The organism is Cnuella takakiae, assembly GCF_001953305.1.
In the GTDB taxonomy this organism is placed as follows: Bacteria; Bacteroidota; Bacteroidia; order Chitinophagales; family Chitinophagaceae; genus Flavisolibacter; species Flavisolibacter takakiae.
This window is the reverse complement of the sequence record NZ_MTFE01000010.1, coordinates 4,528,308-4,553,680: the sequence shown is the minus strand read 5'-3', so window position 1 is coordinate 4,553,680 and position 25,373 is coordinate 4,528,308. Positions and strand designations below refer to the sequence as shown.

At 50.0% G+C, this 25,373-nt stretch carries 25 protein-coding genes; 24 read left to right on the top strand and 1 reads right to left on the bottom strand.

Annotated elements, in window-relative coordinates; genetic code table 11:
* The first annotated feature begins 74 nt into the window (after positions 1–74).
* The 6 genes from BUE76_RS19545 (at position 75) to BUE76_RS19520 (ending at position 6,336) form a co-directional block, all read left to right on the top strand.
* On the top strand, positions 75–770 hold the full coding sequence (locus BUE76_RS19545; RefSeq protein WP_073044829.1) for a LytR/AlgR family response regulator transcription factor: 696 nt from the start codon (positions 75–77) through the stop codon (positions 768–770).
* A gap of 258 nt (positions 771–1,028) precedes the next feature.
* Positions 1,029–1,949 (top strand): PepSY-like domain-containing protein, encoded by a 921-nt coding sequence (locus tag BUE76_RS19540; RefSeq protein WP_073044683.1) that lies wholly within the window; start codon positions 1,029–1,031, stop codon positions 1,947–1,949.
* A 220-nt stretch (positions 1,950–2,169) separates the two neighbouring features.
* The gene (locus tag BUE76_RS19535; RefSeq protein WP_178371841.1) at positions 2,170–2,502 is read left to right on the top strand and encodes a hypothetical protein; all 333 of its coding nucleotides are present in this window, start codon (positions 2,170–2,172) and stop codon (positions 2,500–2,502) included.
* Between the two features lie 25 nt (positions 2,503–2,527).
* Positions 2,528–3,085, top strand: a complete 558-nt coding sequence (locus tag BUE76_RS19530) for an RNA polymerase sigma factor (protein ID WP_073044687.1) — start codon at positions 2,528–2,530, stop codon at positions 3,083–3,085.
* Between the two features lie 524 nt (positions 3,086–3,609).
* On the top strand, positions 3,610–4,896 hold the full coding sequence (locus BUE76_RS19525; RefSeq protein WP_073044689.1) for a serine hydrolase domain-containing protein: 1,287 nt from the start codon (positions 3,610–3,612) through the stop codon (positions 4,894–4,896).
* A gap of 288 nt (positions 4,897–5,184) precedes the next feature.
* Positions 5,185–6,336 (top strand): glycerate kinase, encoded by a 1,152-nt coding sequence (locus BUE76_RS19520; RefSeq protein ID WP_073044691.1) that lies wholly within the window; start codon positions 5,185–5,187, stop codon positions 6,334–6,336.
* Between the two features lie 103 nt (positions 6,337–6,439).
* Here BUE76_RS19520 and BUE76_RS19515 read toward each other — a convergent pair whose 3' ends face one another.
* Positions 6,440–7,405, bottom strand: a complete 966-nt coding sequence (locus tag BUE76_RS19515) for a D-2-hydroxyacid dehydrogenase (RefSeq protein ID WP_073044693.1) — start codon at positions 7,403–7,405, stop codon at positions 6,440–6,442.
* 57 nt (positions 7,406–7,462) lie between these two features.
* On the opposite strand from BUE76_RS19515, the gene BUE76_RS24575 reads away from it, so the two are divergent.
* The 18 genes from BUE76_RS24575 to BUE76_RS19425 all read left to right on the top strand — a co-directional run bounded on the left by BUE76_RS24575 (position 7,463) and on the right by BUE76_RS19425 (position 25,365).
* Positions 7,463–7,612: a hypothetical protein gene (locus BUE76_RS24575; protein ID WP_158070003.1), complete on the top strand. Its 150-nt coding sequence runs from the start codon at positions 7,463–7,465 to the stop codon at positions 7,610–7,612.
* Positions 7,613–7,713: 101 nt separating this feature from the next.
* Positions 7,714–8,292, top strand: a complete 579-nt coding sequence (locus BUE76_RS19510) for a Crp/Fnr family transcriptional regulator (RefSeq protein ID WP_073044695.1) — start codon at positions 7,714–7,716, stop codon at positions 8,290–8,292.
* A 272-nt stretch (positions 8,293–8,564) separates the two neighbouring features.
* On the top strand, positions 8,565–9,116 hold the full coding sequence (locus tag BUE76_RS19500) for an NAD(P)-binding domain-containing protein (protein ID WP_073044698.1): 552 nt from the start codon (positions 8,565–8,567) through the stop codon (positions 9,114–9,116).
* 45 nt (positions 9,117–9,161) lie between these two features.
* Positions 9,162–9,734, top strand: coding sequence for a YceI family protein (locus BUE76_RS19495; protein WP_073044700.1), 573 nt, complete (start codon positions 9,162–9,164; stop codon positions 9,732–9,734).
* A gap of 64 nt (positions 9,735–9,798) precedes the next feature.
* Positions 9,799–10,242: a DoxX family protein gene (locus BUE76_RS19490; protein ID WP_073044702.1), complete on the top strand. Its 444-nt coding sequence runs from the start codon at positions 9,799–9,801 to the stop codon at positions 10,240–10,242.
* A 122-nt stretch (positions 10,243–10,364) separates the two neighbouring features.
* Positions 10,365–11,198, top strand: a complete 834-nt coding sequence (gene ygiD, locus BUE76_RS19485; protein WP_073044704.1) for a 4,5-DOPA-extradiol-dioxygenase — start codon at positions 10,365–10,367, stop codon at positions 11,196–11,198.
* Between the two features lie 229 nt (positions 11,199–11,427).
* Complete coding sequence (locus BUE76_RS19480; RefSeq protein WP_073044706.1) at positions 11,428–11,940, top strand: YdeI/OmpD-associated family protein; 513 nt, start codon at positions 11,428–11,430, stop codon at positions 11,938–11,940.
* A 98-nt stretch (positions 11,941–12,038) separates the two neighbouring features.
* Positions 12,039–12,599 carry a DUF3124 domain-containing protein gene (locus tag BUE76_RS19475; RefSeq protein ID WP_083596578.1) on the top strand — a complete coding sequence of 187 codons (561 nt, stop codon included), beginning with the start codon at positions 12,039–12,041 and terminating at the stop codon, positions 12,597–12,599.
* A 442-nt stretch (positions 12,600–13,041) separates the two neighbouring features.
* Complete coding sequence (locus BUE76_RS19470; protein ID WP_143157347.1) at positions 13,042–13,257, top strand: hypothetical protein; 216 nt, start codon at positions 13,042–13,044, stop codon at positions 13,255–13,257.
* A 3-nt stretch (positions 13,258–13,260) separates the two neighbouring features.
* Complete coding sequence (locus BUE76_RS19465; protein ID WP_073044711.1) at positions 13,261–13,881, top strand: hypothetical protein; 621 nt, start codon at positions 13,261–13,263, stop codon at positions 13,879–13,881.
* A gap of 181 nt (positions 13,882–14,062) precedes the next feature.
* Positions 14,063–15,487, top strand: coding sequence for a Gfo/Idh/MocA family protein (locus BUE76_RS19460; RefSeq protein ID WP_073044713.1), 1,425 nt, complete (start codon positions 14,063–14,065; stop codon positions 15,485–15,487).
* Between the two features lie 420 nt (positions 15,488–15,907).
* Positions 15,908–16,282: a nuclear transport factor 2 family protein gene (locus BUE76_RS19455; RefSeq protein ID WP_073044715.1), complete on the top strand. Its 375-nt coding sequence runs from the start codon at positions 15,908–15,910 to the stop codon at positions 16,280–16,282.
* 64 nt (positions 16,283–16,346) lie between these two features.
* Positions 16,347–17,360, top strand: coding sequence for an isoaspartyl peptidase/L-asparaginase family protein (locus BUE76_RS19450; RefSeq protein ID WP_073044717.1), 1,014 nt, complete (start codon positions 16,347–16,349; stop codon positions 17,358–17,360).
* Between the two features lie 330 nt (positions 17,361–17,690).
* Entirely contained in the window at positions 17,691–18,467 is a 777-nt protein-coding gene (locus BUE76_RS19445) for a copper homeostasis protein CutC (RefSeq protein WP_073044719.1), read from the top strand.
* 260 nt (positions 18,468–18,727) lie between these two features.
* The gene (locus BUE76_RS19440; protein WP_073044721.1) at positions 18,728–20,149 is read left to right on the top strand and encodes a glycoside hydrolase family 125 protein; all 1,422 of its coding nucleotides are present in this window, start codon (positions 18,728–18,730) and stop codon (positions 20,147–20,149) included.
* 222 nt (positions 20,150–20,371) lie between these two features.
* A complete protein-coding gene (locus tag BUE76_RS19435; protein WP_073044723.1) occupies positions 20,372–22,657 on the top strand; it encodes a GH92 family glycosyl hydrolase in 2,286 nt (761 codons plus the stop codon).
* 485 nt (positions 22,658–23,142) lie between these two features.
* Positions 23,143–24,321 (top strand): hypothetical protein, encoded by a 1,179-nt coding sequence (locus tag BUE76_RS19430; protein ID WP_073044725.1) that lies wholly within the window; start codon positions 23,143–23,145, stop codon positions 24,319–24,321.
* Between the two features lie 321 nt (positions 24,322–24,642).
* On the top strand, positions 24,643–25,365 hold the full coding sequence (locus BUE76_RS19425) for a polysaccharide biosynthesis/export family protein (RefSeq protein WP_245798379.1): 723 nt from the start codon (positions 24,643–24,645) through the stop codon (positions 25,363–25,365).
* Positions 25,366–25,373: the final 8 nt, after the last annotated feature.

The following is a 25,373-nucleotide window of genomic DNA, read 5'->3' as shown; positions in this document are numbered from 1 at the left end:
GAACTTTGATCCTGCATTTGGGTGAATTGAATAAATGCTGTTTGCATTTTCAGTACTGTTTTTAAATGAAGATTATGCCCCTTTCCTGTATTGCCATCGACGACGAACCTCTTTCCCTGCAACTGGTGAAAACCTATGTGGCACAGTTCCCCGATCTGGAGTTAAAGGCTGTATTTGATGATGCGCTTGCCGCCCGGCAATGGCTGTCGCAGCACCCGGTGGACCTGCTGTTTATTGACATCAATATGCCTGATATTACCGGCCTTGAGCTGGTGCGTGGTTTAGCCCACAAGCCGATGGTTATTTTCATTACGGCACACAAAGAGTTCGCTTATGACGGCTTTGAGCTGGATGCCATCGATTACCTGCTCAAGCCCGTTGACCGCGAACGTTTTGGTAAAGCGGTTCATAAAGCAATCGAGTATCATTCTTTCCGTACAGGGCAGCCAACTCCCGAGCCCGATGTGATTTTTGTGCGCTCCTCTTACCAGTTGGTGAAGATCAAACTGGCGGATATTGAATACCTCGAAAGTGTGGAGGATTATGTAAAGATTCATTTCGCCACCGGGCGCCCTGTGATGACCTTGCTGGCGCTGAAATCCATGCTGGAAAAGTTGCCTTCGCAGCGCTTTATCAGGGTGCACCGCAGCTACGTGGTTTCGCTTGATAAAGTCAAGTCGGTAGTCAATAAAAAAGTACAGCTAACCAAAGATCAGGTGCCAGTTAGCGATTCCTATTTTCCTGCCATCAAGCATTTGCAGGTAAAGTGATTTTGTTGGGTTAAGCAAAACTAGAGCAATACTTTTCCTGCCTTGCAACCTGCAACCCGCTTCCCCTTCCTCACTGTTCACCGATACATTCCTTCTTTCTGCCGACACATAGCCTGCCTGCTTTAAACTTTCTTTTTCCACAAGCTTCTAGTGGTTGTGTGCACACCCAACAACCCATAGCGCTGCTCTTTTTACTGAGCGGCAGCTGCAGGTAATCTAATCCTTAAGCAATTCAATCATTCAAAAAACTTGTATCAGATGAACATCCAATCCAACAAACTGGTGGCTACGCTTTTTGGTGCGCTGGCGCTTATTTTCACTGCCTGCCAAAAGGAAGAAGTATCCTCATCGGTTGATGAACTTTCCGTTTCGGCCAGCACCATTGCCGTTGCCGCCACTTCTTCCGCAGCTGGTATTTCGGGTACTTCGGGCAGCACTACCGACTCGGTGTACATCCTGCATGGCTGCGGCCGCAACACCAATATGGCTGCTACCAGCCTGTCGGCTATGCCTGCTTCCGTAGAAACCTATCTTACCACCAACTATGCGGGTTATACCCTGTACAAAGCCCTGGCTGTGTACGACAGCAGCAATGTATTGCAATCATTTATTGCAGTGGTTTATTACAACGGCAAACCAGTAGCCCTCAAATTTGACGCTACCGGCAACTTTGTGCAGGTGCTGGAGCAAAGGGAGAAGGGGGATGTTCCCGGCAGGGGCTGGCACAATGGTGGCCGCTTTCAACACCGCAACGGCCTGGGTAAGGATAGCGTTGCCATCAGTGCACTGCCTGCCACTATCCTCAGCTCCTTTACCAGTGCTTACAATACCGACACCCTGGTGAAAGCCTTCCGTTCTGCCGATAGCGGTTATGTGCTGTTGTCGCGCAATAATGGGCTTTATGCAACTGCCTACACCGGTGCCGGTGTGTATGTGAACCGCATCACCCTGAACAGGGAAAAAGGCCAGGTGACCAGCGTTGATGCTGCCGCCTTGCCAGCTTTGATTACCAGTTATCTCAGTGCTACTTACCCGGGGTATGTATTCAACAAGGCTTTCAGCATCAGGGTCAACGGCATACTTAAAAGTTATGTAGTGGTAATTGATGCCAACAATACCCGCTATGGGCTAAGCTTCGACAGCGGCGGAAGTTTCGTAGCCCTCAAGACCATTCACTGATGGTGGGCGCTCGTGTAAATCCAATGCATACCGGTGGCGGTTGTCGACGGGGTGCCGGGTTTATGTGCGGGGAAAGGCCATAGACTATAGACCATGGTCCATGGTCCATGGTCCATGGTCTATAGTCCTGTTTCTATTCATACTTTTTTCGTTTTCCTTTTGAATATCCGCCTTTATGTGGGTGCAACCGTGCTCTTTTTCTTGCAAACGTTTTTTGATTTTGTTGTTTTTATGTTGCGGCTTAGTGCCTGCCTTTGCAGGTCATATTGCCGGTGGTGAACTGTCCTACAGTTTTGGTGGTATTACCAATGGTAGTTACCAGTATGCCGTTACCCTGAAGTTGTACAGGTTATGTAATGCCGACAAGGCTTTCAACAATTCGGTTGTGGTAGCCATTTTCAACAAAAGCGACAACAGCCGGGTATCTAACCATACCGTTGCACGCACCAAAACGGAAACCATCAGCCTTACCAACCCCAATCCCTGTATCACCAACCCGCCCGCGGTTTGTTACCAGGTTGCTTATTATAGGAATTGGGTTACAAGATTTTGACAAAGCATAAAACGCGTGACGAACTATGGTTGCTACTACACAACTTTCCGATGAAGAACTGGTGCTGCAGGTGCGCCTGGGATGTGAGCGTTCTTTTACGCTGCTGTTGCGCAGGCATCAACCCCTGTTGAACCGCATTGCATGCCGTTATGTAAAAGATTTCATGCTGGCCGAAGACCTGGTGCAGGAGATTTCCATCCGCATGTACACGGCCATCCGTGCAGGCCGCTATAGTGAGGAAGGTAAATTTGTGGTTTGGCTGAAAAGGGTAGGGCGTAATATCTGTTTGGATTATCTGCGCAAGCCCAGCCTGCCCTGTATACATCCTGAAGTGTTACCTGAGGTCCACCAAGTTCATGCGCCTTCACCCGAAGACCTGCTTATAGCCCGGCAAACCCACCAGCAGGTGCGTAAGCTGGTAACTCAATTGCCCGATACTTTGCGGCAGGTGGTGTATTACCGCCATTATGAAGAAATCAGTTACAAGGAGATTGCAGCAAAGATGGGTACCAGTATCAATACTTCCCTGGGGCGGATGCGTTATGGGCTGAAGCACCTGCGTAACGGTTACCTGCTGCAATAAAACCCGCAAAAAATTTTTATGGCAAGCGATCATTTGCGCCCGCTGTTTTTACAGTGGGCTTTTTTATCGGGGAAGCGGGTGTAATGCTTCTCATCGCTGTTAAAACGAAACCGTTGAGTGGGATTGCGGACACTTTGCTTTTTCAAAAACTATGGTTGAAACTGTAGGTTCCTGTTGTTGGCATGCTACCCCGGGCACATGAACTTCCTGTTTGTTGCAATTGAATCGGACTTAATATTTACCTTTTAGCTATCATTTATTGAAATCGTGAAACAGAGTCGGATGCCGGGTACATTGGTGATTCAAAATGGCAAGATTGGCCAATTGGCAAATGCTGTATCCCGTCAGGATGCTTATAAGTTCCTGAGGGATCTGCAGTGGCTTTTCAGTTGGTGATTGATCCTGTTCCGTAGCATCGTATTGTGGAAGAATTAGAAAAGCCGTGTAGGTTGGTGAATGCCGTTATAACTATTCAGAATTGCCTTAATCTTGTGGTCACCTGTTTTCATTTTTACTACTCCTATATGAAACAATTGTTTGCTTTATTGTTGTTCGTTTTCTTTTTTCCAACTCTTTTATTTTCCCAAAACTTAAAAGGACCACAACAATTTGCTGCGGCAAATAATCTTGCGGAAACAGGGTTTTCGGCCGAAAGGTTGAAGCGGATCGATCATTGGATAGAAAATTTTGTTGCCGCAGGCAAGGCACCCAATGTTGTGGTTTTTGTTGCGCGCAACGGCAGGGTAGTTTACCACAAGGCTTTTGGATACAGCAATATTGCGCAGCAGAGAAAGGCAACAACAGGCGATGTCTTCCGTATTGCTTCGCAAACCAAGGCCATTGCCACGGTAGCCCTGATGACCCTTTTTGAAGAAGGCCGCTTCCTGCTCGACGACCCCGTGAGTAAGTATATCCCGGCTTTTGCCAATGCAAAGTTGCTGGTACGCTACGACACACTCAACCCTGTAGGTGGCACATTTGAAACAGCACCCCTGCACAGGCCCATCACCATCCGGCAATTGCTGTCGCATACTTCAGGCATCACCTACGAACACCCGCTGGAGCAAAGGCCCGAGTTTAAGGTGCCCACGCTTAACTCGATGGCGCCAGTGCGGCTTGCCGATGTGGTAGACCGCCTGGCTACCCGGCCGCTGCTCCATGAGCCGGGCTCCGGTTTTTACTATGGTTTGAATACGGAAGTGGTAGGCCGGCTGGTGGAGGTGCTGAGTGGCGACCCGCTGGATGTGGCCATTCGCAAAAGGGTGACCGAGCCATTGGGTATGCAGGATACTTATTTCTACCTGCCTGATAGCAAGAAGAACAGGCTGGTGGAGTTGTACAGCAAGCCATCTGAAACCGCCGCATTGAAAGTTCATGATAACGATACTTTCCGGATGTATCCTGTAGCCGGTGCCCGCACCTATTTCACCGCAGGTGCCGGTATGGTGAGTACGGCATCCGACTATGGCCGCTTTTGCCAGATGTTACTCAACGGAGGCAGTTTCAACAATAAACGCATTCTTTCGCCGCAAACCCTTACCCTGATGACCAGCAACCAGATTGGTGCGTCCTGGGTATGGGACCGGGAGGACAAGTTTGGGTTAGGCTTTGAACTGGTGACTGCGGGTACCCGCTACCTCGAGCCTGCACCTGTGGGATCTTTTAGTTGGGGCGGCGCTTACTGCAGCGACTACCTGGTAGACCCGGAGCATAAACTGGTGATCCAAACCTTTACCAATGTGCAGCCTTATGCGCATTACAACGAGTTGAACAAAAAGCTTAGGTCGCTGATATACCAGGCGATGTATTGAGGAAATGGGTGATTTTGTTTTGATTGATTGGAAGTTGGCGAGCCCGAAAGGTTACAGGTTATTTATCAATCCAACGTCTGTCATGCTGAACTTGTTTCAGCATCTCCTTCAATACAACAATACTCCGAAGATTGCAAGATATGCCGAAACAAGTTCGGCATGACACACCTCAGAATACCGTAAAATATTGCAAGGATTCATTTTCGGGAACCTTTATTTCGCATTGTTCTCAAGCCTGCTTCAATTTGCACCTGGCTTCCGTAATCTTGTACCAAACCAACGCGCTTCATGCACATTCTTATTGCAACGGATAAATTCAAAGGCAGCCTGGATAGCATGGGTGTTTGCATGGCTATTAAAAGCGGGTTGCAGGCAGCTTTACCCGGGGTGCAAACGACTCTTTTACCATTGGCAGATGGCGGCGATGGACTAACAGATGTACTGGCGCATTATGGATCTTACCAGCGGATAATGGTGCCCGTTGCCGATCCTTTAGGCAGGAAAGTAAATGCAAATTATTTGTATGATGCCGGTGCACAGCGTGCCATTGTAGAAATGGCGCAGGCCTCCGGATTGCACCGCCTGCATCCCTCCGAATACAACGCTGCCCGCACCACTACTTATGGCACGGGACAACTGATTACTGCAGCTATTGAGCAAGGCGCCTGTCATATTATTATTGGCATCGGCGGCAGCGCAACCAATGATGGCGGTATGGGGATGGCCGCTGCCTTAGGTTATCGCTTTCTGGATGTTAAGGGTGCGGAACTGGAACCCATGGGTGCAAATCTTGGAAAGTTGCACCGCATTGACAACAGTTTGGTGAAAGAGCTAAGCCATATACAATTTGAGGTGGCCTGTGATGTTACCAATACCCTCACTGGTCCTAATGGTGCCACTTATACTTACGGGCCGCAGAAAGGTGCCGATGCTGCTACCCTTGATATGCTGGAAAGCGGTATGCTGCATTATGCCAGCCTGGTACAGCAATCAACAGGAATGGATATCCTGCAATTAGCAGGCGGTGGTGCTGCAGGTGGATTAGGCGCGGCTTGTTATGCTTTTCTGAATGCAAGTATTCGGTCAGGAGCTTCGCTGGTACTGGCAGAGAGCCGTTTTGCCGAAAAGCTTGCTGCAGCCGATCTCGTCATAACCGGCGAAGGAAGACTGGACGAACAAAGCTGGCAGGGCAAGTTGGTGGGTACGGTAGCACAGGCCTGTATGCAATCTCATAAGCCACTGGTCGCTATTTGTGGATCTATTGATGTTTTGCCTGAGCAATACAGGCAACAGGGTATTGCTGCCGCTTTTTCAATCCTTAATGCACCCATGCAATTGGAGCAAGCCATGGAGCAGGCGCCAGTGTTGATCCTGCAAACTGCATTTGCAGTTGGTGCAATGTTGCAGGTTACACAAGCACCATCATCAGCCAAAGATTAATGCTCATCTTTTCTTACCAGCCCACGGTTTCAACCGTGGGTTTGCAACAGTTGGTTATTTTCCAATAAACCGTTTAAACGGTTTACAACAATTGCAGCTTCGCTTAGGCTACCCTGTTCTGCGGCTTGCCTTCCAAAAACGCCTGGACGTTGGCTGTCGTAATCTCCATAACTCTTGATCTTGCTTCCCGGCTTACCCATGCGTTGTGCGGTGTAATGATGCAGTTGGGCGCATCCAGCAGTGGATTGCCATCGCGTGGCGGCTCAGCCGATAAAACATCGAGGGCAGCACCGGCTAGCACACCTGCTTTCAGTGCAGCGGCAAGGTCTGCTTCGTTGATCAATTGTCCCCTGGCGGTATTGAGCAGGAAGGCAGTAGGCTTCATTTGTTGCAGCAGGACTTTGTTTACAAAGCCGGTATTGGATGGCGTGAGCGGGCAATGCAGCGACACCACATCGCTGTGCCGGAACAATTCAGCCAAACTCGTTTGTGTACCCGCTGCGTTTTTTTTCTCCGAAGGGTTATAATAAATAACCTGCATGCCCAGCGCTGCTGCAATTTGGGCTACCTGTTTCCCAATACTGCCCATACCCACAATACCCATGGTCTTTCCGGCCAGTTCCATAATGGGTTGTTGGGTATAGCACCAGTCGGCCGAAGTTTGCCATTTACCTGCCTGTACCGAAGCGTGGTGTTTTCCAACGGCATTGGTCAGCTCCAGCAGGAGTGCAATGGTATGTTGTGCCACCGATGCGGTACCATAGCCCGGCACATTGCACACAGTTATGCCCAAGGCTTTGGCCGCTGCCGTATCAATCACGTTGTAGCCTGTTGCCAACACGCCAATGTATTTAAGTTGGGGTAGCTGCTCCAAAATGATTGTATCCAATACAACCTTATTGGTCAGGATCAACTGCGCGTCCTTGCAGCGCTCCACAACTTTGCCGGAAGGCGTGCGGTCGTAAACCGTCAATGTTCCCAGTGCTTCCAAGGGCGCCCAGTCCAGGTCGCTGGGATTGAGCGTATAACCATCGGCAACAACGATTGTGGGCTTGGTATCGGTGTTCATTGGGGAAAGATAAGACGCAGGGTTAGGTTAATAAGGGTTAAAAATAACCTTTTGATCATGCTGCATCCCGGTAGCTGTAAGCCCTCCCGATCTATCTTTTATATCTACGAACCCGACCAGGTGCAGTTCTCTGTATTCTTTAGCCTGGCCCGTAAAAACCGCAAGATCAACCTGCCGGTAAGTGAAATGGGAGAGAAGGAATTTTAAGCCGCTCTCCGTTTTGTGCGGCTTTTCTTTACAATTGCTTGTGCGCCGGTGTGGGAATAAAAGAGCATTTTTGCTCCGGCCTGCACCAATGGCCCCATGGCATGTACGAACAATTTTTTAAACATTTCACCGAGAAGGTTTCCCTTTCCGAACAGGAGATGGAATACGTGAAAGGCTTGCTGAAGCCCAAGAAGCTGCGCAGGAAACAATACCTGTTGCAGGAAGGCGATGTGTGCCGCGAAATTGGCTTTGTAGAAAAGGGTGCTTTGCGTGCCTACTCGGTTGATGAGGGTGGTACAGAGCGCATCATACAATTTGCTTTGGAAGGCTGGCTCATTGCCGACCTGTATAGTTTTCTTACCGCCGAAGCGGCTACCTATAGTATCGACGCCATTGAAGATGCGGAGCTGCTGCTGATCAGCCGGTCCGCACACGAAGAACTGCTGCGCAACCTGCCGCAGTATGAAACCTATACCCGCCTCAGCATCACCAATGCCTATATCGCCATGCAGCGGCGTATTACCTCCATCATCAGCACCACACCCGAGGACCGCTATGCCGATTTTATTGCCAAATACCCGCAGATCGCACAGCGTGTACCGCAGCATATGATCGCCTCTTATATCGGCCTCACACCCGAAACCCTTAGCCGGGTGCGGAAGCGGATGGCGGGGAAGTGAGGGGACGTGGGGGGATGGACCATGGACGATAGACCACGGACCACAGACGAAGGACAACGGTATAGCGGATGGTGTTTTCAAGAAATCTTGTTTGTTTCTTTTCCTTCATATACTGTTTGTTGTCCGTCGTCTGTCGTCCGCCAACTATTGCCCCATCCGCCTCTTCGCCCCATGGTCCATCGCCCATCGTTCCCTTGATCCAAATCAATACTTTTTCTTGTCTTAAGATAACGGTTGCAGCCACTGCAAGGGGGTACTTTTGCGCCATCATCATGCACACAAAGCAAACCATAGCACTGATTGGCGCTGCCGGAAACAGGGGCGCCGCACTGGCCCGCAACCTGGCTCGTGGCAACTACCGCATCCTGCTTTTTGCACATGGCTGCGATAATCTGGATGAACTGGTGCAGGACATCCGTACCCAAGTAGCCACTGCCGATGTAGAGCCTATAACCTGCAGTACGGATGCCTGCTGGGAAGCGGATATCATTATCCTTTCCATTGCTGCTGATGGCTACGCCGAAGTTGCGGAGACAATCCGCCCGGTGGCAAACCAGAAAGTGGTTGTCACTATGGCTGATGCAGGTGCGCAGGGTGCTGATCCTGTTGCTTTACTACAAAACCTGCTGCCGCATGCAAAAGTGGTAGCAGCATTTACGGTGGTCAGTGCGGCGCAATTGCAAGCTGCTTTTGCAGGAGGCCCAAAACCGGAAGTGCAGGTGACAGGAACAGATACTGATGCGTTACAAACCGCAGCCGAATTGGTGCAGGTTGCTGGCTGCATACCGGTAGGCATGGGTATGCAGGCAATTGCCACCAATTGATACAACAAGTTTTAAGCAAACAACACATAAACAAACCCCATCAACATGAAAAAAGGAATCCTCATTGCTTCTGCCTTTGCAGCACTTACGGCATTTACCGTTGCCGACAACGTATGGAAAAACGACGACCCCCATTCGCAACTGGGCTTTACCGTAAAGCACCTGGGTATTTCGGATGTATCTGGTTTCTTTACTGATTTTGATGCTGCCATCAATGCTACCAAGCCCGATTTCAGCGATGCCGTAGTGGAGCTCACTGCCAAAACTGCTTCCATCGATACCCGCGTGGATATGCGCAACAACCACCTGAAGAGCGCGGATTTTTTTGATGCGGAGAAATTTCCGGCTATCACTTTCAAGAGCACTTCGGTAACCAAGAACGGTACCAACAAGTATAAACTCGCCGGCAACCTCACCATGCATGGTGTAACCAAGCCTGTAACCATGGATATGGTATACGCAGGCACCGTGGAAAACCCCATGAGCAAGAAGCAGACTGCAGGTTTCCAGGTAAGCGGCACCATCAAGCGTTCCGACTTCGGTATCGGCGCCAACTTCCCCGATGCTATGGTGAGCGATGAAGTACGCATCAAAGCAGATGGCGAGTTCGCCCAATAATCACTTTGGGGCTGACCACCGGTCAGCCCTCACTTTTCCTAATTAACCCTATCAAATGATAACCATGAAAAAACTCCTCCAGGTAGATACCTTACCCAAACATATTGATGTGGCCATCCTCATTGCCCGTATCGGCATTGCGGCACTGATGCTCACCCACGGCCTGCCCAAACTTTCCATGCTGCTTTCCGGCGAGCCGGTGCAGTTTCTGCCCTTTATGGGTTTGTCGCAAGAAGTTTCCCTGGCGCTGGCGGTATTTGCCGAAGTTTTCTGCTCCATTTTGTTGCTGGTTGGTTTTGCTACCCGCCTGGCCGTTGTGCCGCTTATCATCACCATGTTGGTGGCCCTCTTGATGGTGCATGCCGCCGACCCCTTTCAGATGAAAGAGCCCGCATTGCACTACCTGCTGGTATACGTTGTACTGCTGCTTACCGGCAGTGGCCGTTATTCGGTTGACTACCTGCTGCAAAGCAAAGCCGACCGCAAAGCCTTTAGCTTGAGCAACTAATAACAGTTAAGGGAACGCTACAAGCTTTTAGCTGCAAGTAGTTTACCTGCATCTTGCATAAGCCCATGCGGTAAGTACAGGTTGTTGCTAAATGCCCTTCTGCCAAACTTCAATTTACCACCATGAGTCACCTGTCTGCATTCAACAAGTTTACCCGCGACCTCAAAGAAGACGGCATGCTGATGCCTGCCCTTTTTATAGGCCATGGCTCACCCATGAACGGGATTGAGGATAATGCATTCAGCCAAAGCTGGGCTGCGCTTGCTGCGCAGATGCCGGTGCCCAAGGCGGTGCTGGTCATTTCGGCACACTGGTTAAGCCGTGGTACCCGCGTTACGGCCATGGATTTCCCGCGAACCATCCATGATTTTGGTGGCTTTCCCGATGCGCTCCACCAGGTGCAATACCCGGCGCCCGGCAGCCCGGAACTGGCCTTGGAAACAGCCGCCTTGTTGCAGCATACCGAGGTAACACTCGACCACGACTGGGGCCTTGACCATGGCGCATGGACCATTGTGCGGCATATGTATCCCGATGCAAATATCCCGGTGCTCCAACTCAGCATCGATTTTACAAAAGGGCCGCAATATCACTACGAGCTGGCCGCCGAATTGTATGACCTGCGCAAAAAAGGCGTACTGATCATGGGCAGCGGCAATATGGTGCATAACCTGCGGATGGTAGCATGGGACAAGCTCAATGAACCGGAGTTTGGCTTCGACTGGGCATTGCAGATCAATGACCGTTTCAAGCAGTTGATTGCCGATGGCGATCACAGCCAGATCATCCGTTACGACCAGCTTGGCCGCGAGGCGCAACTGGCTATTCCCACACCCGAACATTTTTGGCCGCTTTTATACACCCTTGGCCTCAAAGGCAAAAGTGATGATGTGGCTTTCTTCAACGATAAAGCCGTTGGTGGTTCGCTCACCATGACTTCAGTTATATTGTCCTGATTGTAGTACCGGGTTGGTGTAAAGGCCACGGATGAAAAACAACCGGCAACAACATTTATCAACTGTCGTCCGTTGTCTTTCGTCCGTGGCCTTTTGTTTACCCTGATTTTTGCATTTCTAAGTTGCTTGCAAGTTTGTTGTTTGTACCGGTGGTTTAATGATAAAGCATCCGGGGAATATTTTGATTTGCTTCCATACTGCCCTAAATTGCTCCAACAGCCATGCAAATATGAATACGGATGAACAACTGGTGGACAAGGAATGCCTGCTGCAAAAGTTTCCCGGAAAGGGTGGCTGGACCTATGCGCCCATTCCCGAAATACAACCGGACCGCCACGCTCATTTCGGTTGGGTAAGGGTTCGGGGTGCCATAGATGGTTCCCCAATCAGCAACTATCACCTAATGCCGATGGGCAATGGCCAGCTTTTCCTGCCGGTAAAGGCGGAGATCAGGAAGAAAATAGGCAAGCAGGCAGGCGACTATGTTCGCGTGACCTTATTTGCAGATAAGTTGCCCACAGAAATTCCGGAGGAACTAAGGCTTTGCCTGGCTGATGAACCCAGGGCTCTGACGGCTTTCCTTTCGTATACCGATGGTGAACAGAAGGCTTTTATTGATTGGATTTATAATGCCAGGACAGAAGCGACGAAGGTGGAGCGGATCGCAAAGTCAATTGACAAAATCCTGAAAGGCCAGAAGCTAAAATATAAGGTGGAGCCTCCACTGCGGTGGGTCGGATAGCCTGGAACCCTGGTGCAATCTCCAGGTGCACGCACCTAACAAGGGCTATCTTTTTAAATCCTCAATACGTACCTTCATCTTCCACCCATTCCTGTTACATGACCCCTCGAAACCTATCCTGCTTTTTGCTTTTTATTGCTGCAAGCATTGCCGCATGCAAACAGTCGCCCCAGGAGCAGGCGCAGATGCCCAGCCGAACCTATCACTACGCACAACCCGATGCTGCCAGCATCAGGGAAAAACATTCGGTATATGTGCCGGTATATTCGCACCTCTATGGTGAAGATGGCACCATGACCGTTGGCATGACCACCACGCTCAGCATCCGCAATATCAGTTTCAGGGATAGCTTTTATGTAACCGGGGTAGTGTATTATGGCTCACAGGGCGAGTTGTTGCAACGTTATTTGCAAAAGCCACTGGTGCTGCGGCCCATGCATTCCGTAGAATTTGTGGTGGAGCGGAGGGAAGAAAAGGGCGGCGCCGGCGCCAACTTCGTGGTGGACTGGGCGGCAACTGCTCCTATGGCTAATGCACCCATGATCCAGGCTGTTACCAGTATCATATCTACCGGCTTTTCCTTTGTGTCCGAGGGCAGGGAAATCAACAACAATAGCCTGAGCCTGCCTGCACAACAGGTAATCAATGCTATCCGGTAAACCTGTTAAGCTGTTGGTGGGGCAGCATTTTTTTAAACAGAAAGTAAGACAAAGAAGTCAAACGCAAGTTTGTAGCTGAAACTGCTGCCCTTTTGCCTTAAACACCTTTTTAATGTTTAATTAGGTTCTATTTTGAAGTGCTGCATTAGTAAGGTAGCTGGCTTTGTAATTTGTTAATGGTTGCAAGGCATGTTTTTTGTGTCATTGTTTTCCGTAAGTTCATACAAGTGAAAACAACGCAGCCATATAAAACTATATCTTTCCCCAGGTATTTCCTGGTTGTGGATATGCGTGATTGCTACACTTGGTCTTTCCCCGAATTCGTTCCTTTCTGCTCCCACTTGTTCTACTACTCCAGCTTCAAAGCTTTTAAGCGAGCATAAGCCTTTTGTCGTCAGCCGCCGAGGCTTTAATATTCAACGTTCGCTTAATTTATTTTGCCATGTCCCGAAATCAAAAAATGGTTTCAGCAGGCGGTAATGTCGTTTTGCTGTGTACCCTACTCAATGCCATAGTACTCGAGCAGGGCTTTATTGCCCATCATTCCAATTACAAAGGCATGTTCATTTCCCTGCCCCTTTTGCTTTGTTCGCTGGTATTGCTGCGCGGCAAAGGCCGCATGGAAGCCACACCTGTTTTTAAATCATCCAATACCTAAGTTATGCTTACCCTTTTGTATGCTGCCGTACTGGTGCTGTTGATGTTTGCCCCCATCCTGCTGATTGGCCTGTACGACTACCGGCAAAACCTGAAGGCACGCCGCCGTCTGTCTGCATATTTCGACAGTTCAGTTGCAGATAATGGTTTGAACCTTTCGAGCAAGGAATGTTTGCACCGCTCCATTGTAGGAGTGGATGCACAGCAGCGGAAGCTCTTGCTAGCTTTCCGGGCCGATGATGGTAAACATTATTCCCGGATTGTCAGCCTGGATAACATATCCTGGTGTAGTTACCACCAGGATATGTGGCAGGTGCAAACTGCGGCTATGATGCCTGTTAAAAGAACCCCGCGTGTGGACAGGGTGTACCTGCGGCTGGAATCGGCATTGTGGCCTGTAATTGAAGTAGAGTTTTTCAACCGCTCCCTACAACGCCGCAGCCAGCTTGGTCCGCTGCAACTGAAAGCAAAACAATGGGAAGCCCTGGTGCTGCAATTAAAGACTGCGGATATGCCTGCGTCCCCGCTTTCGGCTAATACCAATGGCGGCCAATGGCTGTTGGCGCTTGCCTGTAGCAGCGAGGTAGTCTGGGACACAATGACCGGTTTGGTGATGGTGGCCTAGGTGCGGTTTGGCGTTCAGGCTGGATTCCTCTTTTTCTAGTACACAACGCCAAGCCCTTCCGCTTCCTGCGCAAGCGTTTGCTCCGCCTTATTTACAAAAGACATTGCTACCTTAATTGCGCCAAGGGACAGGCGGGGTTCCTGGATCTGGTTATCCCGTCCTCTTTTGTAAATCAATTGCCATGAATAAGGACCGCAGGAGTTTTCTCCGCAATAGCTTTTTAGGTGCTGGTGCGCTAACGCTGGGCATGCCCTCCTGGGCCATGGAGCCGCAGGAAAGGGAAGCAGCACTGGAGCGGGCTCATACCTGGGCCGGCAAAGGACAGCGCTTCAATATGAGTGGCTATGCTGCGCCCAAAATTGATAAGGTGCGGATAGGCTTTATTGGCCTGGGTATGCGCGGCCCCGGTGCGGTAGAGCGTATGTCATTTATTGAAGGTGCCGAGATTGTTGCCTTGTGTGATAAGGATGCGGGCAGAGTAGATAAAGCCCAGCAGATACTGTCACAGCGCGGTTTAACAAAAGCCAAAGCTTATAGCGGCGAAAACGGCTGGAAGGATATGGTAAGTAAGGAGCAGCTGGACCTGGTGTACATCTGTACGCCGTGGCACCTGCATACACCCATGGCGCTCTTTGCCATGGAGCAGGGCAAGCATGTGGCCTGCGAAGTGCCCATTGCCATCAACCTCGACGAGTGCTGGCAGCTGGTGGAAACCAGCGAGAAAACCCGCAAGCATTGCATGATGCTGGAAAACTGCTGTTACGACTTCTTTGAAATGCTTACGCTCAACATGGCGCGCAACGGTATGTTTGGCGAGCTGGTACATGCGGAAGGGGCTTATATCCACGACCTGCGCGACCTCAACTTCAGCAAGGAAGGTTATGCCGATATGTGGCGACTGAAGGAAAATTTCCGCAATGGTAACTTGTATCCCACGCATGGTTTGGGGCCGGTGGCGCAATGCCTCAACATCAACCGGGGTGATAAAATGAGCCACCTGGTATCCATGTCATCCAACGATTTTATGATGGGCGAGATGGCAAAATCGAAAGCAGCTGCCGATCCCTTCTTCACCCCGTTTGCAGGTAAGCAATACCGCGGTAATATGAACACCACCCTCATCCGCACCGACAAGGGCAAGACCATCATGGTACAACACGATGTAACCTCACCAAGGCCATACTCGCGCATTCACCTGGTGAGCGGTACCAGGGGCGTGGCGCAGAAATATCCCGGCCCCGAAAAGATAGCCTTTGGCCACGAGTGGTTGAAGGCGGAGGAACTCAAGGAGGTACGGGAAAAATACACACCACCCATCATCCGCCATGTAGGCGAGATTGCCAAGAAAGTAGGCGGGCATGGCGGTATGGACTTTATCATGGACTGGCGCCTGATCGACTGCCTCCGCAATGGCCTGCCGCTGGACCAGGACGTGTATGATGGCGCACTCTGGAGTGCTGTGGCGCCGCTCAGCGAGCGTTCGGTAGCAAAACAGTCGCGCACCGTGGATGTGCCCGATTTTACCCGCGGCGCCTGGCAAACCAATAAGCCCGTAAACCTAACGCTGGAAGGTGGCGGCAATACTACTGTGCGGGTGAAAGCTTAGGGGAGGAGAGGCATTTAATTGTGCTTGCCAGGTATGCTTCCTGCCATTTAATTGGGGTCGAGGATGTGCTTGTCTTGTCGAAGTATGTAAGCCTCCTCTCAAATATCCAAGTATATTATACCAGCAGGAGATGCCGCGGCGTCGGCATGGCAGAACCCTTAGAGGCTGTCATGCCGAACTTGTTTCGGCATCTCTTTTTTATATCGGAGTGCACGAAAGCAGGAGGAGGTCAAAAAAGGTATGACAAATACTGCGAAATAAAACACCTGGGTCTACCCATGTGTGTATGTGCGGTGCTTCACACTACTTGCTATATTTTCGCTAAAGATCACCTGTTTGCTCCTGAACCAGGAGCGACTCCTTCAATGTGCGCAAGGTGTACAAAGGCTGGTTATCCTTCAAATTTCCCAACAGTATTTAATGAACCACCTCGATCTTATCCGCAACTACATCAATGCTTACAATGCTTATGATGTGGCCGGCATGACGGCCAACTTACACAACGATATTGTTTTTGAACATATCACCAATGGCGAAGTGGTGCTATCCCTGGAAGGATTGGAAGCCTTTCGCCGGCAGGCAGAGCAGGCTGTCCGGTTTTTCAATCAAAGAAAGCAATCCATTACATCCATCACCGAGGCAGCCGACCGCGTTGAAGTAGCTGTTGCCTATACCGCCATTGCTGCCATGGACCTGCCCAACGGGCTTAAAGCAGGCGATGCCATTGAATTGGAAGGGCAATCCATTTTCCGGTTTGCTGGCGATAAGGTGATCCGGATCACGGATATCGGTTAATTTGATGTGCGCCACAAAAGCTGATCTGTCTTACCTTGACGCCCTAAACCGTTATGCTTTTCACATGCTGAACCGAAGAAATTTTTTGCAACTGGGCTCCCTTGGTGCCGCCGGTATTTTTTCCAATAAGTTGTTTGCCGCATCGTCCAAACCCCTCCGCCCCATTGTGATTTCCACTTGGGATGCCGGTATTGCGGCCAACCGCCGTGCCTGGGAAATTCTGGGCAAGGGCGGCCGTGCCCTGGATGCCGTGGAAGCCGGTGTGATGGTGACGGAGGCCGAACAGAACTGCTGCGTGGGCTTGGGTGCCAACCCCGACCGCGATGGCATCGTTACCCTCGATGCCTGCATCATGGACGAGCAGGGCAACTGCGGCAGTGTGGGCGCCCTGGAGCGCATCAAACATCCCATATCCGTTGCCCGAAGGGTGATGGAAAAAACACCGCATGTGATGCTGGTAGGCGAAGGTGCCCAACGCTTTGCCGTGGCCGAAGGGTTTGCTCTGGAGCCGCAGAAGCTTTCGGCCGATGCGGAGCGTACCTACCGCGAGTGGCTGAAGAAGTCGGAATACAAACCGGTGATTAATATTGAAAATAAGGGCCATGGGCCTTTTGCGCCCAACCGCTTCGACAATGGGGAGTGGAACCACGACACCATCGGCATGATTGCCATGGATGCTTCAGGAAACCTGAGTGGCAGTTGCACCACCAGCGGTATGGGTTTCAAGATGCGGGGCCGCTTGGGCGACTCACCCATTATTGGTGCGGGTCTTTTTGTGGACAATGAAGTGGGGGCGGCAACGGCCACCGGTATGGGTGAAGAAGTGATCCGCGTGTGCGGTACCCACCTGGTAGTGGAGTTCATGCGGCAGGGTCTCTCGCCCGAAGCAGCCTGTAAAAAAGCAGTGGAAAGAATTGTAAAAAAGAACCCGGCAAGGGCCAAGGCCAACCAGGTTGGGTTTATCGCCATCAACAAGCAGGGCCAGTACGGCGGCTATTGCCTGCAGGAAGGCTTTAGCTACGCGGTGTGTTATGCGGATGACAAGAACTTTTTGGTAAAAGGAAAACATTATTTCTAACGTGCGCCGGGGATGGTTGCATGTATCGGGTTGACTCTTGATATGTCATGCCGGGCCCGTCCCGGTATCCCCACAGATAATGGAGTGTACTACAGCAGCAGGAGATGCCGAAACAAGTTCGGCATGACAGAACCCTTAGACACTGTCATGCCGAACTTGTTTCGGCATCCCCATCCATAATCGGGCACTCGGCGGCAAACAATGGCAGCAGAACCCATGTTTCATCACACCAAGTGCTTTTTGCGCTTGCCGATATCGCGTTTAATTAATCAATAATACGTGTAACGCCCTGCATTTTGTCCTTACTCTTAATTACAGACAGCCTTCCTTATGGCGCATAACTATACCCTGGAAATTGCGGTAAACGACTACCCCGGTGCTGCGGCAGCCGCCGCCGGTGGTGCCGACCGCATTGAATTGTGCAATGCCCTTTCCGAAGGCGGTCTAACGCCTTCCTTTGGCCTGATCCGCAAATGCCTGCAGGATTTTACCATCCCTATTTTTCCCATCATCCGTCCGCGGAGTGGTGATTTCCTGTACACTAATGCTGAATTCGAAATCATGGTTTCCGACCTGATCCTTTGCAAGGAGCTGGGCTGCAAGGGCGTGGTGGTTGGCTTCCTGAATGCCGATGGCAGTGTTGACCAGGAAAAGACGGAACGCTTTTGCGTCCTTGCAGCACCCATGGAAGTCACCTTTCACCGGGCATTTGATCGCTGTGTCAATCCGTTTGCGGCATTGGAAGTCATTATTACAGCGGGTTGCAAACGCATCCTTACCTCTGGGCAGCAGCTGGCTGCACCTGATGGTGCCCGGTTGATTGCTGATCTGGTAAAAGCAGCTGCCGGCCGCATCAGCATCATGCCGGGTAGCGGTGTACGCCCTGAAAATATTTCAGCGCTTGCTACCCAAACCGGTGCTACTGAGTTTCATTCATCGATGCGCAGCGTGGCACCCAGCGCCATGCAGTACAAGCACCCATCCTTTGCGGCCGTTCCGGATGATTATGTTGTTTCTGTAATTAAGGATGCAGATGTGCGGGAAGCCAGGCGTAATTTGGGTTTGGTGCTCACAGATGCCACAGATAACACGGATATTGTTGGGTAACAGTGAGCGAACTGTAAACTTGATTAAAGCAAATGGATAAAAAATGGGCCTGCACCTGCCTTCCTTGCAGCTTGTAGCCAGGGGCTTGCAGCTGAAAAATGCCTGCATTACCCACAAAATAAATCCGTGCTATCCGTGCCATCTGTGAGAAAATTTATTAACCCAGTACAGCTCTTGGTACAACTGCACTTTATCCTTGTCCCTATTACATAACGTTGCGCCCTGCGCACCAACCCATCTTACCATCATAACCTTCATCCATGAACAGATCCGGTTTTATTAAGAATATGGCCCTGCTCTCCACAGGTGCCGCGCTGCATAAGTTTTCCTTTGCTGCCATTTCAGATACATTCCCCGTAGTACGGGTAGCAGCCGGCCAGCGTAGGTTTACCAGCAGTGCCGTTGAGGCCGCTATCAGCAAATTCGGGCAAAGCGTATCCAACAAGGAACTGGCCTGGCTGTTCAACAACTGCTTTCCCAATACCCTTGATACCACTGTTGATTTTTCGATGGAAGGGGGCCGTCCCGATACCTACGTGATCACCGGCGATATCGATGCTATGTGGCTCCGCGACAGTACGGCGCAGGTATGGCCTTACCTGCAGCTGGCAGGGGGGGACAAGCCCCTGCAGCAGCTCATTGCCGGTGTGATCAACCGGCAGGTAAAATGCATTTTGAAAGACCCTTATGCCAATGCTTTTTTCAAAGATGAAAGCAAGGTGAGCGAATGGAAGGAAACCGATATTACTGATATGCAGGCGGGCATCCACGAACGCAAGTGGGAGATCGATTCACTTTGTTATCCAATCCGGCTGGCTTATCACTACTGGAAGCGCACCGGCGATGCCGCGCCCTTTGATGCCACCTGGGAGAAAAGCGTGGCTGCCGTGCTGCATACCTTCCGTGAGCAACAACGCAAGAACGGCAAGGGCCCTTATTCCTTCCAGCGCAAGACCTCCTGGGCTACCGATGGTGTACCGCTGGCGGGTTATGGTTACCCCGTTAAACCCGTAGGGCTCATTTGCTCTATGTTCCGCCCCAGCGATGATGCCACCATCTATCCTTTCCTGGTGCCCTCCAACTTCTTTGCCGTGGCCAGCCTGCGCCAGGCTGCCGAAATGGTGACGGCGCTGCGCAAGAACAACCAGCTAGCCGGACAGCTGACCGCCCTGGCCAACGAGGTGGATAAGGCCTTGCAGCAACATGCCATCATCAACCATCCGCAGGCAGGCAAAGTCTATGCTTATGAAGTGAACGGTTTTGGCTCTTTCAACCTGATGGACGATGCCAATGTACCCAGCCTGCTGGCCCTGCCTTACCTGGGTGCGGTTAAAACTTTCGATCCTATTTACCAGAACACCCGCAAGCTCCTGCTGTCGGGCAACAATCCATTTTACTTCAGCGGCCGCAGTGGTTCCGGCATCGGCAGCCCCCATACCGGGCTCGACATGATCTGGCCCATCAGCATCACCATGCAGGCCCTCACCAGCACCAACGATGCGGAGATCCGCAACTGCATCAAACTGCTGCAGCAAAACCATGGCGGCACCGGCTTCATGCACGAGTCGTTTCATAAAGACGATCCCAAAAACTTTACCCGTAAATGGTTTGCCTGGGCCAATACCCTGTTTGGTGAACTGTTGTGGAAAGTATACCGGGAGAAGCCGCAGCTGCTGGGATAGGGGATGGACGATGGATGATGGACCATAGATGGTGGACCATGGTGGGACGACAGACTACGGACTACGGACGACAGTGTGAATTGTTTGTAAGCACTTATAGAGTATTGTAATGCTGTACTTGTCTTCCGTAGTCAGTCGTCCGTTGTCTTTTGTCATTCTCTGCCATCCCATCGTCCATGGTCTATCGTCACAACTACTCACTTTTTTCTCAATGTTTTCTTCATGAAATTCTTCCTCTTCTGCCTGGCCTTTTTTGCCTTGTATACAGCAAAAGGCCAGCTGGTTAGCCGCGTAACCGACCCCGTGGAGTGGGTCTACCCTTTGATGGGTACCGATTCCAAGTTTAGCCTTTCCAATGGCAATACCTACCCTGCTATTGCCGTGCCCTGGGGGATGAACTTCTGGACGCCCCAAACCGGTCAGATGGGTGATGGCTGGCAGTACCAGTACGGCGCCGACAAGATCCGTGGCTTCAAGCAAACCCACCAGCCCTCGCCCTGGATGAACGACTATGGACAGTTTGCCATCATGCCGGTTACCACCGGTATGCGCTTCAGGCAGAACGACCGCGCCAGTTGGTTTTCGCACAAGGCCGAAGTGGTAAAACCTTACTACTACAGTGTGTACCTAGCCGATCATGATGTAACCACTGAAATAGCACCAACGGAAAGAGCCGCACAGTTTCGCTTTACCTTTCCCAGGCGCGATAGTTCCTTTATCGTAGTGGATGCGTTTGACAAAGGTTCTTTTGTACAGATTTTCCCGGAGCAACGAAAGATTGTGGGCTATACCACCCGCAACAGCGGCGGGGTGGGCAGCAATTTCAAAAACTACTTTGTCATCTATGCTGATAAACCATTCACCATCGCGCATACCTGGCACGACAGCGTGCTGGCTTCCGGGAAACTGGAGCAGCAGGCCAACCATGCCGGTGCGGTAGTGGGTTTTGCTACGCAAAAAGGCGAGCAGGTGCACCTGCGGGTATCCTCTTCTTTTATCAGCCCCGCGCAGGCAGAACTGAACCTCCGGCGCGAACTGGCGGCTGATGATTTCGAAACCACAAAGAGCAAGGCAAAGACGGCCTGGAACAAACAGATGTCGCGCCTGCTGGTGTCGGGCGGAACGGAAGAACAGGTACGCACCTTTTACTCCTGTTTGTACCGCATGCTCCAGTTTCCGCAAAAGCAGTACGAGCTGGATGCCCAGGAGAAGGTGGTACACTACAGTCCTTACAGCAGCAAGGTGGAGCCGGGCCGCCTGTTTGCCGGAACGGGATTCTGGGACACTTTCAGGGCGCTCTATCCTTTTTTGAACCTGGTGTACCCTGTGATCAACAAAGAGATGCAGGAAGGTCTTGTAAGCGCCTACAAAGCGGGTGGATTCCTGCCCGAGTGGTCAAGTCCCGGTTTTCGCAATGTAATGATTGGCAACAACTCGGCTTCCGTGGTTGCCGATGCCTACATCAAAGGCCTGCGTGGCTACGATATCAACACCCTGTATGAGGCTTTGCAACATGGTACCAATACCCAGGGTCCTATGTCGGCGGTGGGCCGCGATGGCGTGCAGTATTACAATACCCTGGGCTATGTGCCCTATGATGTTAAGATCAACGAAAATGCAGCCCGCACCCTGGAGTACGCCTATGATGATTTTACCATTTACCAGCTGGCAAAAGCACTTAAAAGACCGCAGGCCGAAATAGACCTTTATGCTAAACGAAGCCAAAACTACCGCAACCTCTTTGACCCGTCCACTAAACTGATGCGGGGCAGGAACAAGGACGGTAAATTCCAGTCGCCCTTCAACCCTTTTAAGTGGGGCGATGCATTTACCGAGGGCAACAGCTGGCATTACAGCTGGAGCGTTTTTCATGATATCGAAGGACTCAAGCAACTGATGGGTGGCGATGCAGCTTTTGTGCAAATGCTTGATTCTGTTTTCAAAATGCCGCCGGTATACGACGAGTCGTACTACGGCCAAGTGATCCACGAGATCAGGGAGATGCAGATCATGAACATGGGGCAGTATGCACACGGCAACCAGCCCATCCAGCACATGCCTTACCTCTATGGCTTTACAAGCCAGCCCTGGAAAACGCAGTACTGGGTACGCCGCATTATGGAGCAGTTGTACAAGCCCACACCCGATGGGTATTGCGGCGATGAAGACAATGGGCAGACCTCGGCCTGGTACGTGTTTTCGGCCATGGGCTTTTACCCGGTTTGTCCCGGCACCGACCAGTACGTGTTGGGCACGCCCTTGTTTCAAAAGCTGGAGCTATCGTTGGAAAACGGCAAAAAGCTGGTGATCGAAGCGCCGCAAAGCAGCAGTGCCAACAAGTATATTCAAAGTGTGCAATGGAATGGTAAAACCTACAACAACAACTGGATAAGCCATCCCGCTTTGCTCCAGGGCGGACTGATCCGCTTTATCATGGGCAGCAAACCCAATACACAAAGAGGAGTAGGGAAGGAGGCAGCACCTTATTCGTTTTCAGTGCAACATTGATACCTGCTACACCTGGTTTGTTTTTAAGCTAACTGCAAAGCAGTTGACTTTCAAAGAAACAATTTATTAAAGCCAACGTGAAATTTGCTCGAACAACAAACCCGGCCCCCATTGGCGGGGTTTGTTGTTTAAATGTATGCTGTATTCAATGCTTAAGTGACCCGTTTACTTGCTGCACTGTTATAAACTGTATAGTATTTGAAGAACTCTGCGAAGCAATTGCTTTGATTGTGATTGATAAAAAGCATTAATGTATTCTCTTGCAGTTGCTTGTTAAATTTTGTATGATTAATACTACTTCATTGCTGTACGGACTAATATAAATTTGGCTGCACCGGATTGGAGAAGTTGGTAGCATAATATGCTATCATCAGGGCTTTTATCTTGGTGGCAACCTGCTTATTCATAACTATTTTTTGCCAGTAGAAGCGAAACTGTAAGCTGGAAATTAGGAAGGGGCAAAACATAAAAGAAGAATTTGAAAGATGAAGGAAAATAATCTAGCCCTGCTATTGTCAGAGGTGGAGCAAACCTTCACACGCAAAATCCTTATTGCTTCAGATTGTATTCAGTTGAGTGAAGAAATCCTGAACAAGACAGGTTTCAAGCTTAATAGTAATACTTTGCGCCGTTGTTTTGGATTGGTTAAATCCACTTACCCGCCTTCGATCACAACGGTTAATATTCTTGCGCGGTACACCGGATTTTCTTCGTTTGATGAATTTGTGCAATACAAGTCGAGTGCAAAAGCACAGGAGCCGGAAGCCAGTAAAAGCCTGCTCAAATACCTGATCTACTTATTCAAGGCTTTGGAAATTGAGCAGAAGAATGATGCTACGGCCATGAAGTTGATCCAAACTGTTATTCGCTACTACAAATACGAGCCTCAGATTATTTATCCCCTGCAAAAGGAGCTGGCACGAACCAAGAGCGGGCAGGATTATTACTTCGAGGAGGCTGTTAATATTGACCGCCTTGCCAGCTACTATGGCGACGGCCTTCGCTATTTTCTTCATGAGAAAAGAACCGCTGAGGCCCAGATTTTCGGACACTCATTACTTGCCCTCAGGTCCTGGCTGTTGCATCATGAAGCAGCACTGGAAAAGCATTACCAGGAGGTGCTTCAGTATCCTTTACATCCCGGGCTACATTCCTTTGTTAAGGGGCGTCATTTTGCAACCCGGCTATTGTATGCCCATTCCGTTGATGCCGATCCTTCCCTTATTATCAAAGAAGCTTCTGTAGCATTTAAAAACCTAATACCTACCCAAGACCATTACCGGCATTACCCCTGTTTTCAGCTGATCATCGCCGAAGCACTCATGCTTACAGGCAATTTTGATGAAGCTTTTTTTTATGCAAGCAATGGTGTGGCCCAACTGAAATCACAGGAAACTGCCATCCATAATCATTCGCTGTTCCATGCTTTATTTCTTTACCAGGCCTATGCACTTGCCCAGTCAGGAGATATTAAAAAGGCAAAAGAACTATTTGAACGAATAGATCCCGGTGCGTTTTATTTTTTATCCAAACAGTACCTCACTATATTTTACCTGTATCTATCGGCCAAGGTAAACCGAACAAAGCTGCCCTGCGAGCAACTTGACTTTTTAGTTAAGGAAACAGGGTTCAAAAAGTTAGCGCAACTGGAGCCGCAACTTTAGTGAAACGTATTAATGCTTTTGATTAGTCGAATTTTTCTGAACAAAACTGAACAGTATTAAGTACTTGTACTCATCTACTTTTAAGTAGTTATTGATATGCGAACAGAACTTTTACGAACCAATTGTTACTGTGAGGCGCAACCGCTGTAAAGTGACTTAACCAAAACCAACTACTAACTCACACCCTTTAACTGTTTGCACAGCTAATTTCTTATATCCTCCTTGATCAACTAACTGCAGCCACCACACCAACGCCAAAACCAAAGGATGAGAAAGTTTTATTCGATCTGTTTATTGATCCTACCCCTACTATTTTCATGCGTGAACGCTAAGAAAGCTGTTTATTTCAACGGTCTGACCGATGCCGATCTGATGGAGCAAGAGGCCAACCTGGATCCTGTAATTTCCAAGAACGACATTCTTAGTATTTCTGTAAGCAGCCTTAACCCCGAGGCAAGCATTATCTTCAACTTACCCAATATGCCTGGCGCTATTACCACCGGTACTTCCAATATGCTTGGGCAGGCTGCAGGTTACCTGGTTGACCAGGATGGTTACATTCAGTTTCCGGTACTGGGGCAAATCAAAGCTGCCGGTATTACTAAAAAAGAATTTACCCGCCAGCTGGTACAACAGCTAACCGATCGCAAACTATTATCCGATCCGGTAATCACTGTTCGCCAGTTGAACTTTCATGTTACCGTTTTGGGTGAAGTAGGCCGTCCGGCATCTATAACTGTGCCCAACGAAAAGATCAATATCATGGAGGCCTTAGGCCTTGCAGGCGACCTCACCATTTATGCTAAACGGGATAATATTTTGTTGATCAGGGAAGAAGCAGGGAAAAAGATCATCAGACGTATCAACCTCAATAAGAGCGATGTGCTCACCGCTCCTTATTACCAGTTGAAATCAAACGATATTATTTACGCGGAACCCAACAATGCAAAAGTTTCCAGCACCAGCCAGGGCCGGCAAATTTTGCCCCTAATATTAAGTGGTCTTTCCGTAGCAGTAATCGTACTCGACCGATTAATTAATTAAAATACCAG

Bases quoted from the DNA above. Each gene is read 5' to 3' on its own strand.
- BUE76_RS19545 (WP_073044829.1), top strand. From the start codon at position 75: ATGCCCCTTTCCTGTATTGCCATCGACGACGAACCTCTTTCCCTGCAA.
- BUE76_RS19540 (WP_073044683.1), top strand. From the start codon at position 1,029: ATGAACATCCAATCCAACAAACTGGTGGCTACGCTTTTTGGTGCGCTG.
- BUE76_RS19530 (WP_073044687.1), top strand. From the start codon at position 2,528: ATGGTTGCTACTACACAACTTTCCGATGAAGAACTGGTGCTGCAGGTG.
- BUE76_RS19525 (WP_073044689.1), top strand. From the start codon at position 3,610: ATGAAACAATTGTTTGCTTTATTGTTGTTCGTTTTCTTTTTTCCAACT.
- BUE76_RS19520 (WP_073044691.1), top strand. From the start codon at position 5,185: ATGCACATTCTTATTGCAACGGATAAATTCAAAGGCAGCCTGGATAGC.
- BUE76_RS19515 (WP_073044693.1), bottom strand. From the start codon at position 7,405: ATGAACACCGATACCAAGCCCACAATCGTTGTTGCCGATGGTTATACG.
- BUE76_RS24575 (WP_158070003.1), top strand. From the start codon at position 7,463: ATGCTGCATCCCGGTAGCTGTAAGCCCTCCCGATCTATCTTTTATATC.
- BUE76_RS19510 (WP_073044695.1), top strand. From the start codon at position 7,714: ATGTACGAACAATTTTTTAAACATTTCACCGAGAAGGTTTCCCTTTCC.
- BUE76_RS19500 (WP_073044698.1), top strand. From the start codon at position 8,565: ATGCACACAAAGCAAACCATAGCACTGATTGGCGCTGCCGGAAACAGG.
- BUE76_RS19495 (WP_073044700.1), top strand. From the start codon at position 9,162: ATGAAAAAAGGAATCCTCATTGCTTCTGCCTTTGCAGCACTTACGGCA.
- BUE76_RS19490 (WP_073044702.1), top strand. From the start codon at position 9,799: ATGAAAAAACTCCTCCAGGTAGATACCTTACCCAAACATATTGATGTG.
- ygiD (WP_073044704.1), top strand. From the start codon at position 10,365: ATGAGTCACCTGTCTGCATTCAACAAGTTTACCCGCGACCTCAAAGAA.
- BUE76_RS19480 (WP_073044706.1), top strand. From the start codon at position 11,428: ATGAATACGGATGAACAACTGGTGGACAAGGAATGCCTGCTGCAAAAG.
- BUE76_RS19475 (WP_083596578.1), top strand. From the start codon at position 12,039: ATGACCCCTCGAAACCTATCCTGCTTTTTGCTTTTTATTGCTGCAAGC.
- BUE76_RS19470 (WP_143157347.1), top strand. From the start codon at position 13,042: ATGTCCCGAAATCAAAAAATGGTTTCAGCAGGCGGTAATGTCGTTTTG.
- BUE76_RS19465 (WP_073044711.1), top strand. From the start codon at position 13,261: ATGCTTACCCTTTTGTATGCTGCCGTACTGGTGCTGTTGATGTTTGCC.
- BUE76_RS19460 (WP_073044713.1), top strand. From the start codon at position 14,063: ATGAATAAGGACCGCAGGAGTTTTCTCCGCAATAGCTTTTTAGGTGCT.
- BUE76_RS19455 (WP_073044715.1), top strand. From the start codon at position 15,908: ATGAACCACCTCGATCTTATCCGCAACTACATCAATGCTTACAATGCT.
- BUE76_RS19450 (WP_073044717.1), top strand. From the start codon at position 16,347: ATGCTGAACCGAAGAAATTTTTTGCAACTGGGCTCCCTTGGTGCCGCC.
- BUE76_RS19445 (WP_073044719.1), top strand. From the start codon at position 17,691: ATGGCGCATAACTATACCCTGGAAATTGCGGTAAACGACTACCCCGGT.
- BUE76_RS19440 (WP_073044721.1), top strand. From the start codon at position 18,728: ATGAACAGATCCGGTTTTATTAAGAATATGGCCCTGCTCTCCACAGGT.
- BUE76_RS19435 (WP_073044723.1), top strand. From the start codon at position 20,372: ATGAAATTCTTCCTCTTCTGCCTGGCCTTTTTTGCCTTGTATACAGCA.
- BUE76_RS19430 (WP_073044725.1), top strand. From the start codon at position 23,143: ATGAAGGAAAATAATCTAGCCCTGCTATTGTCAGAGGTGGAGCAAACC.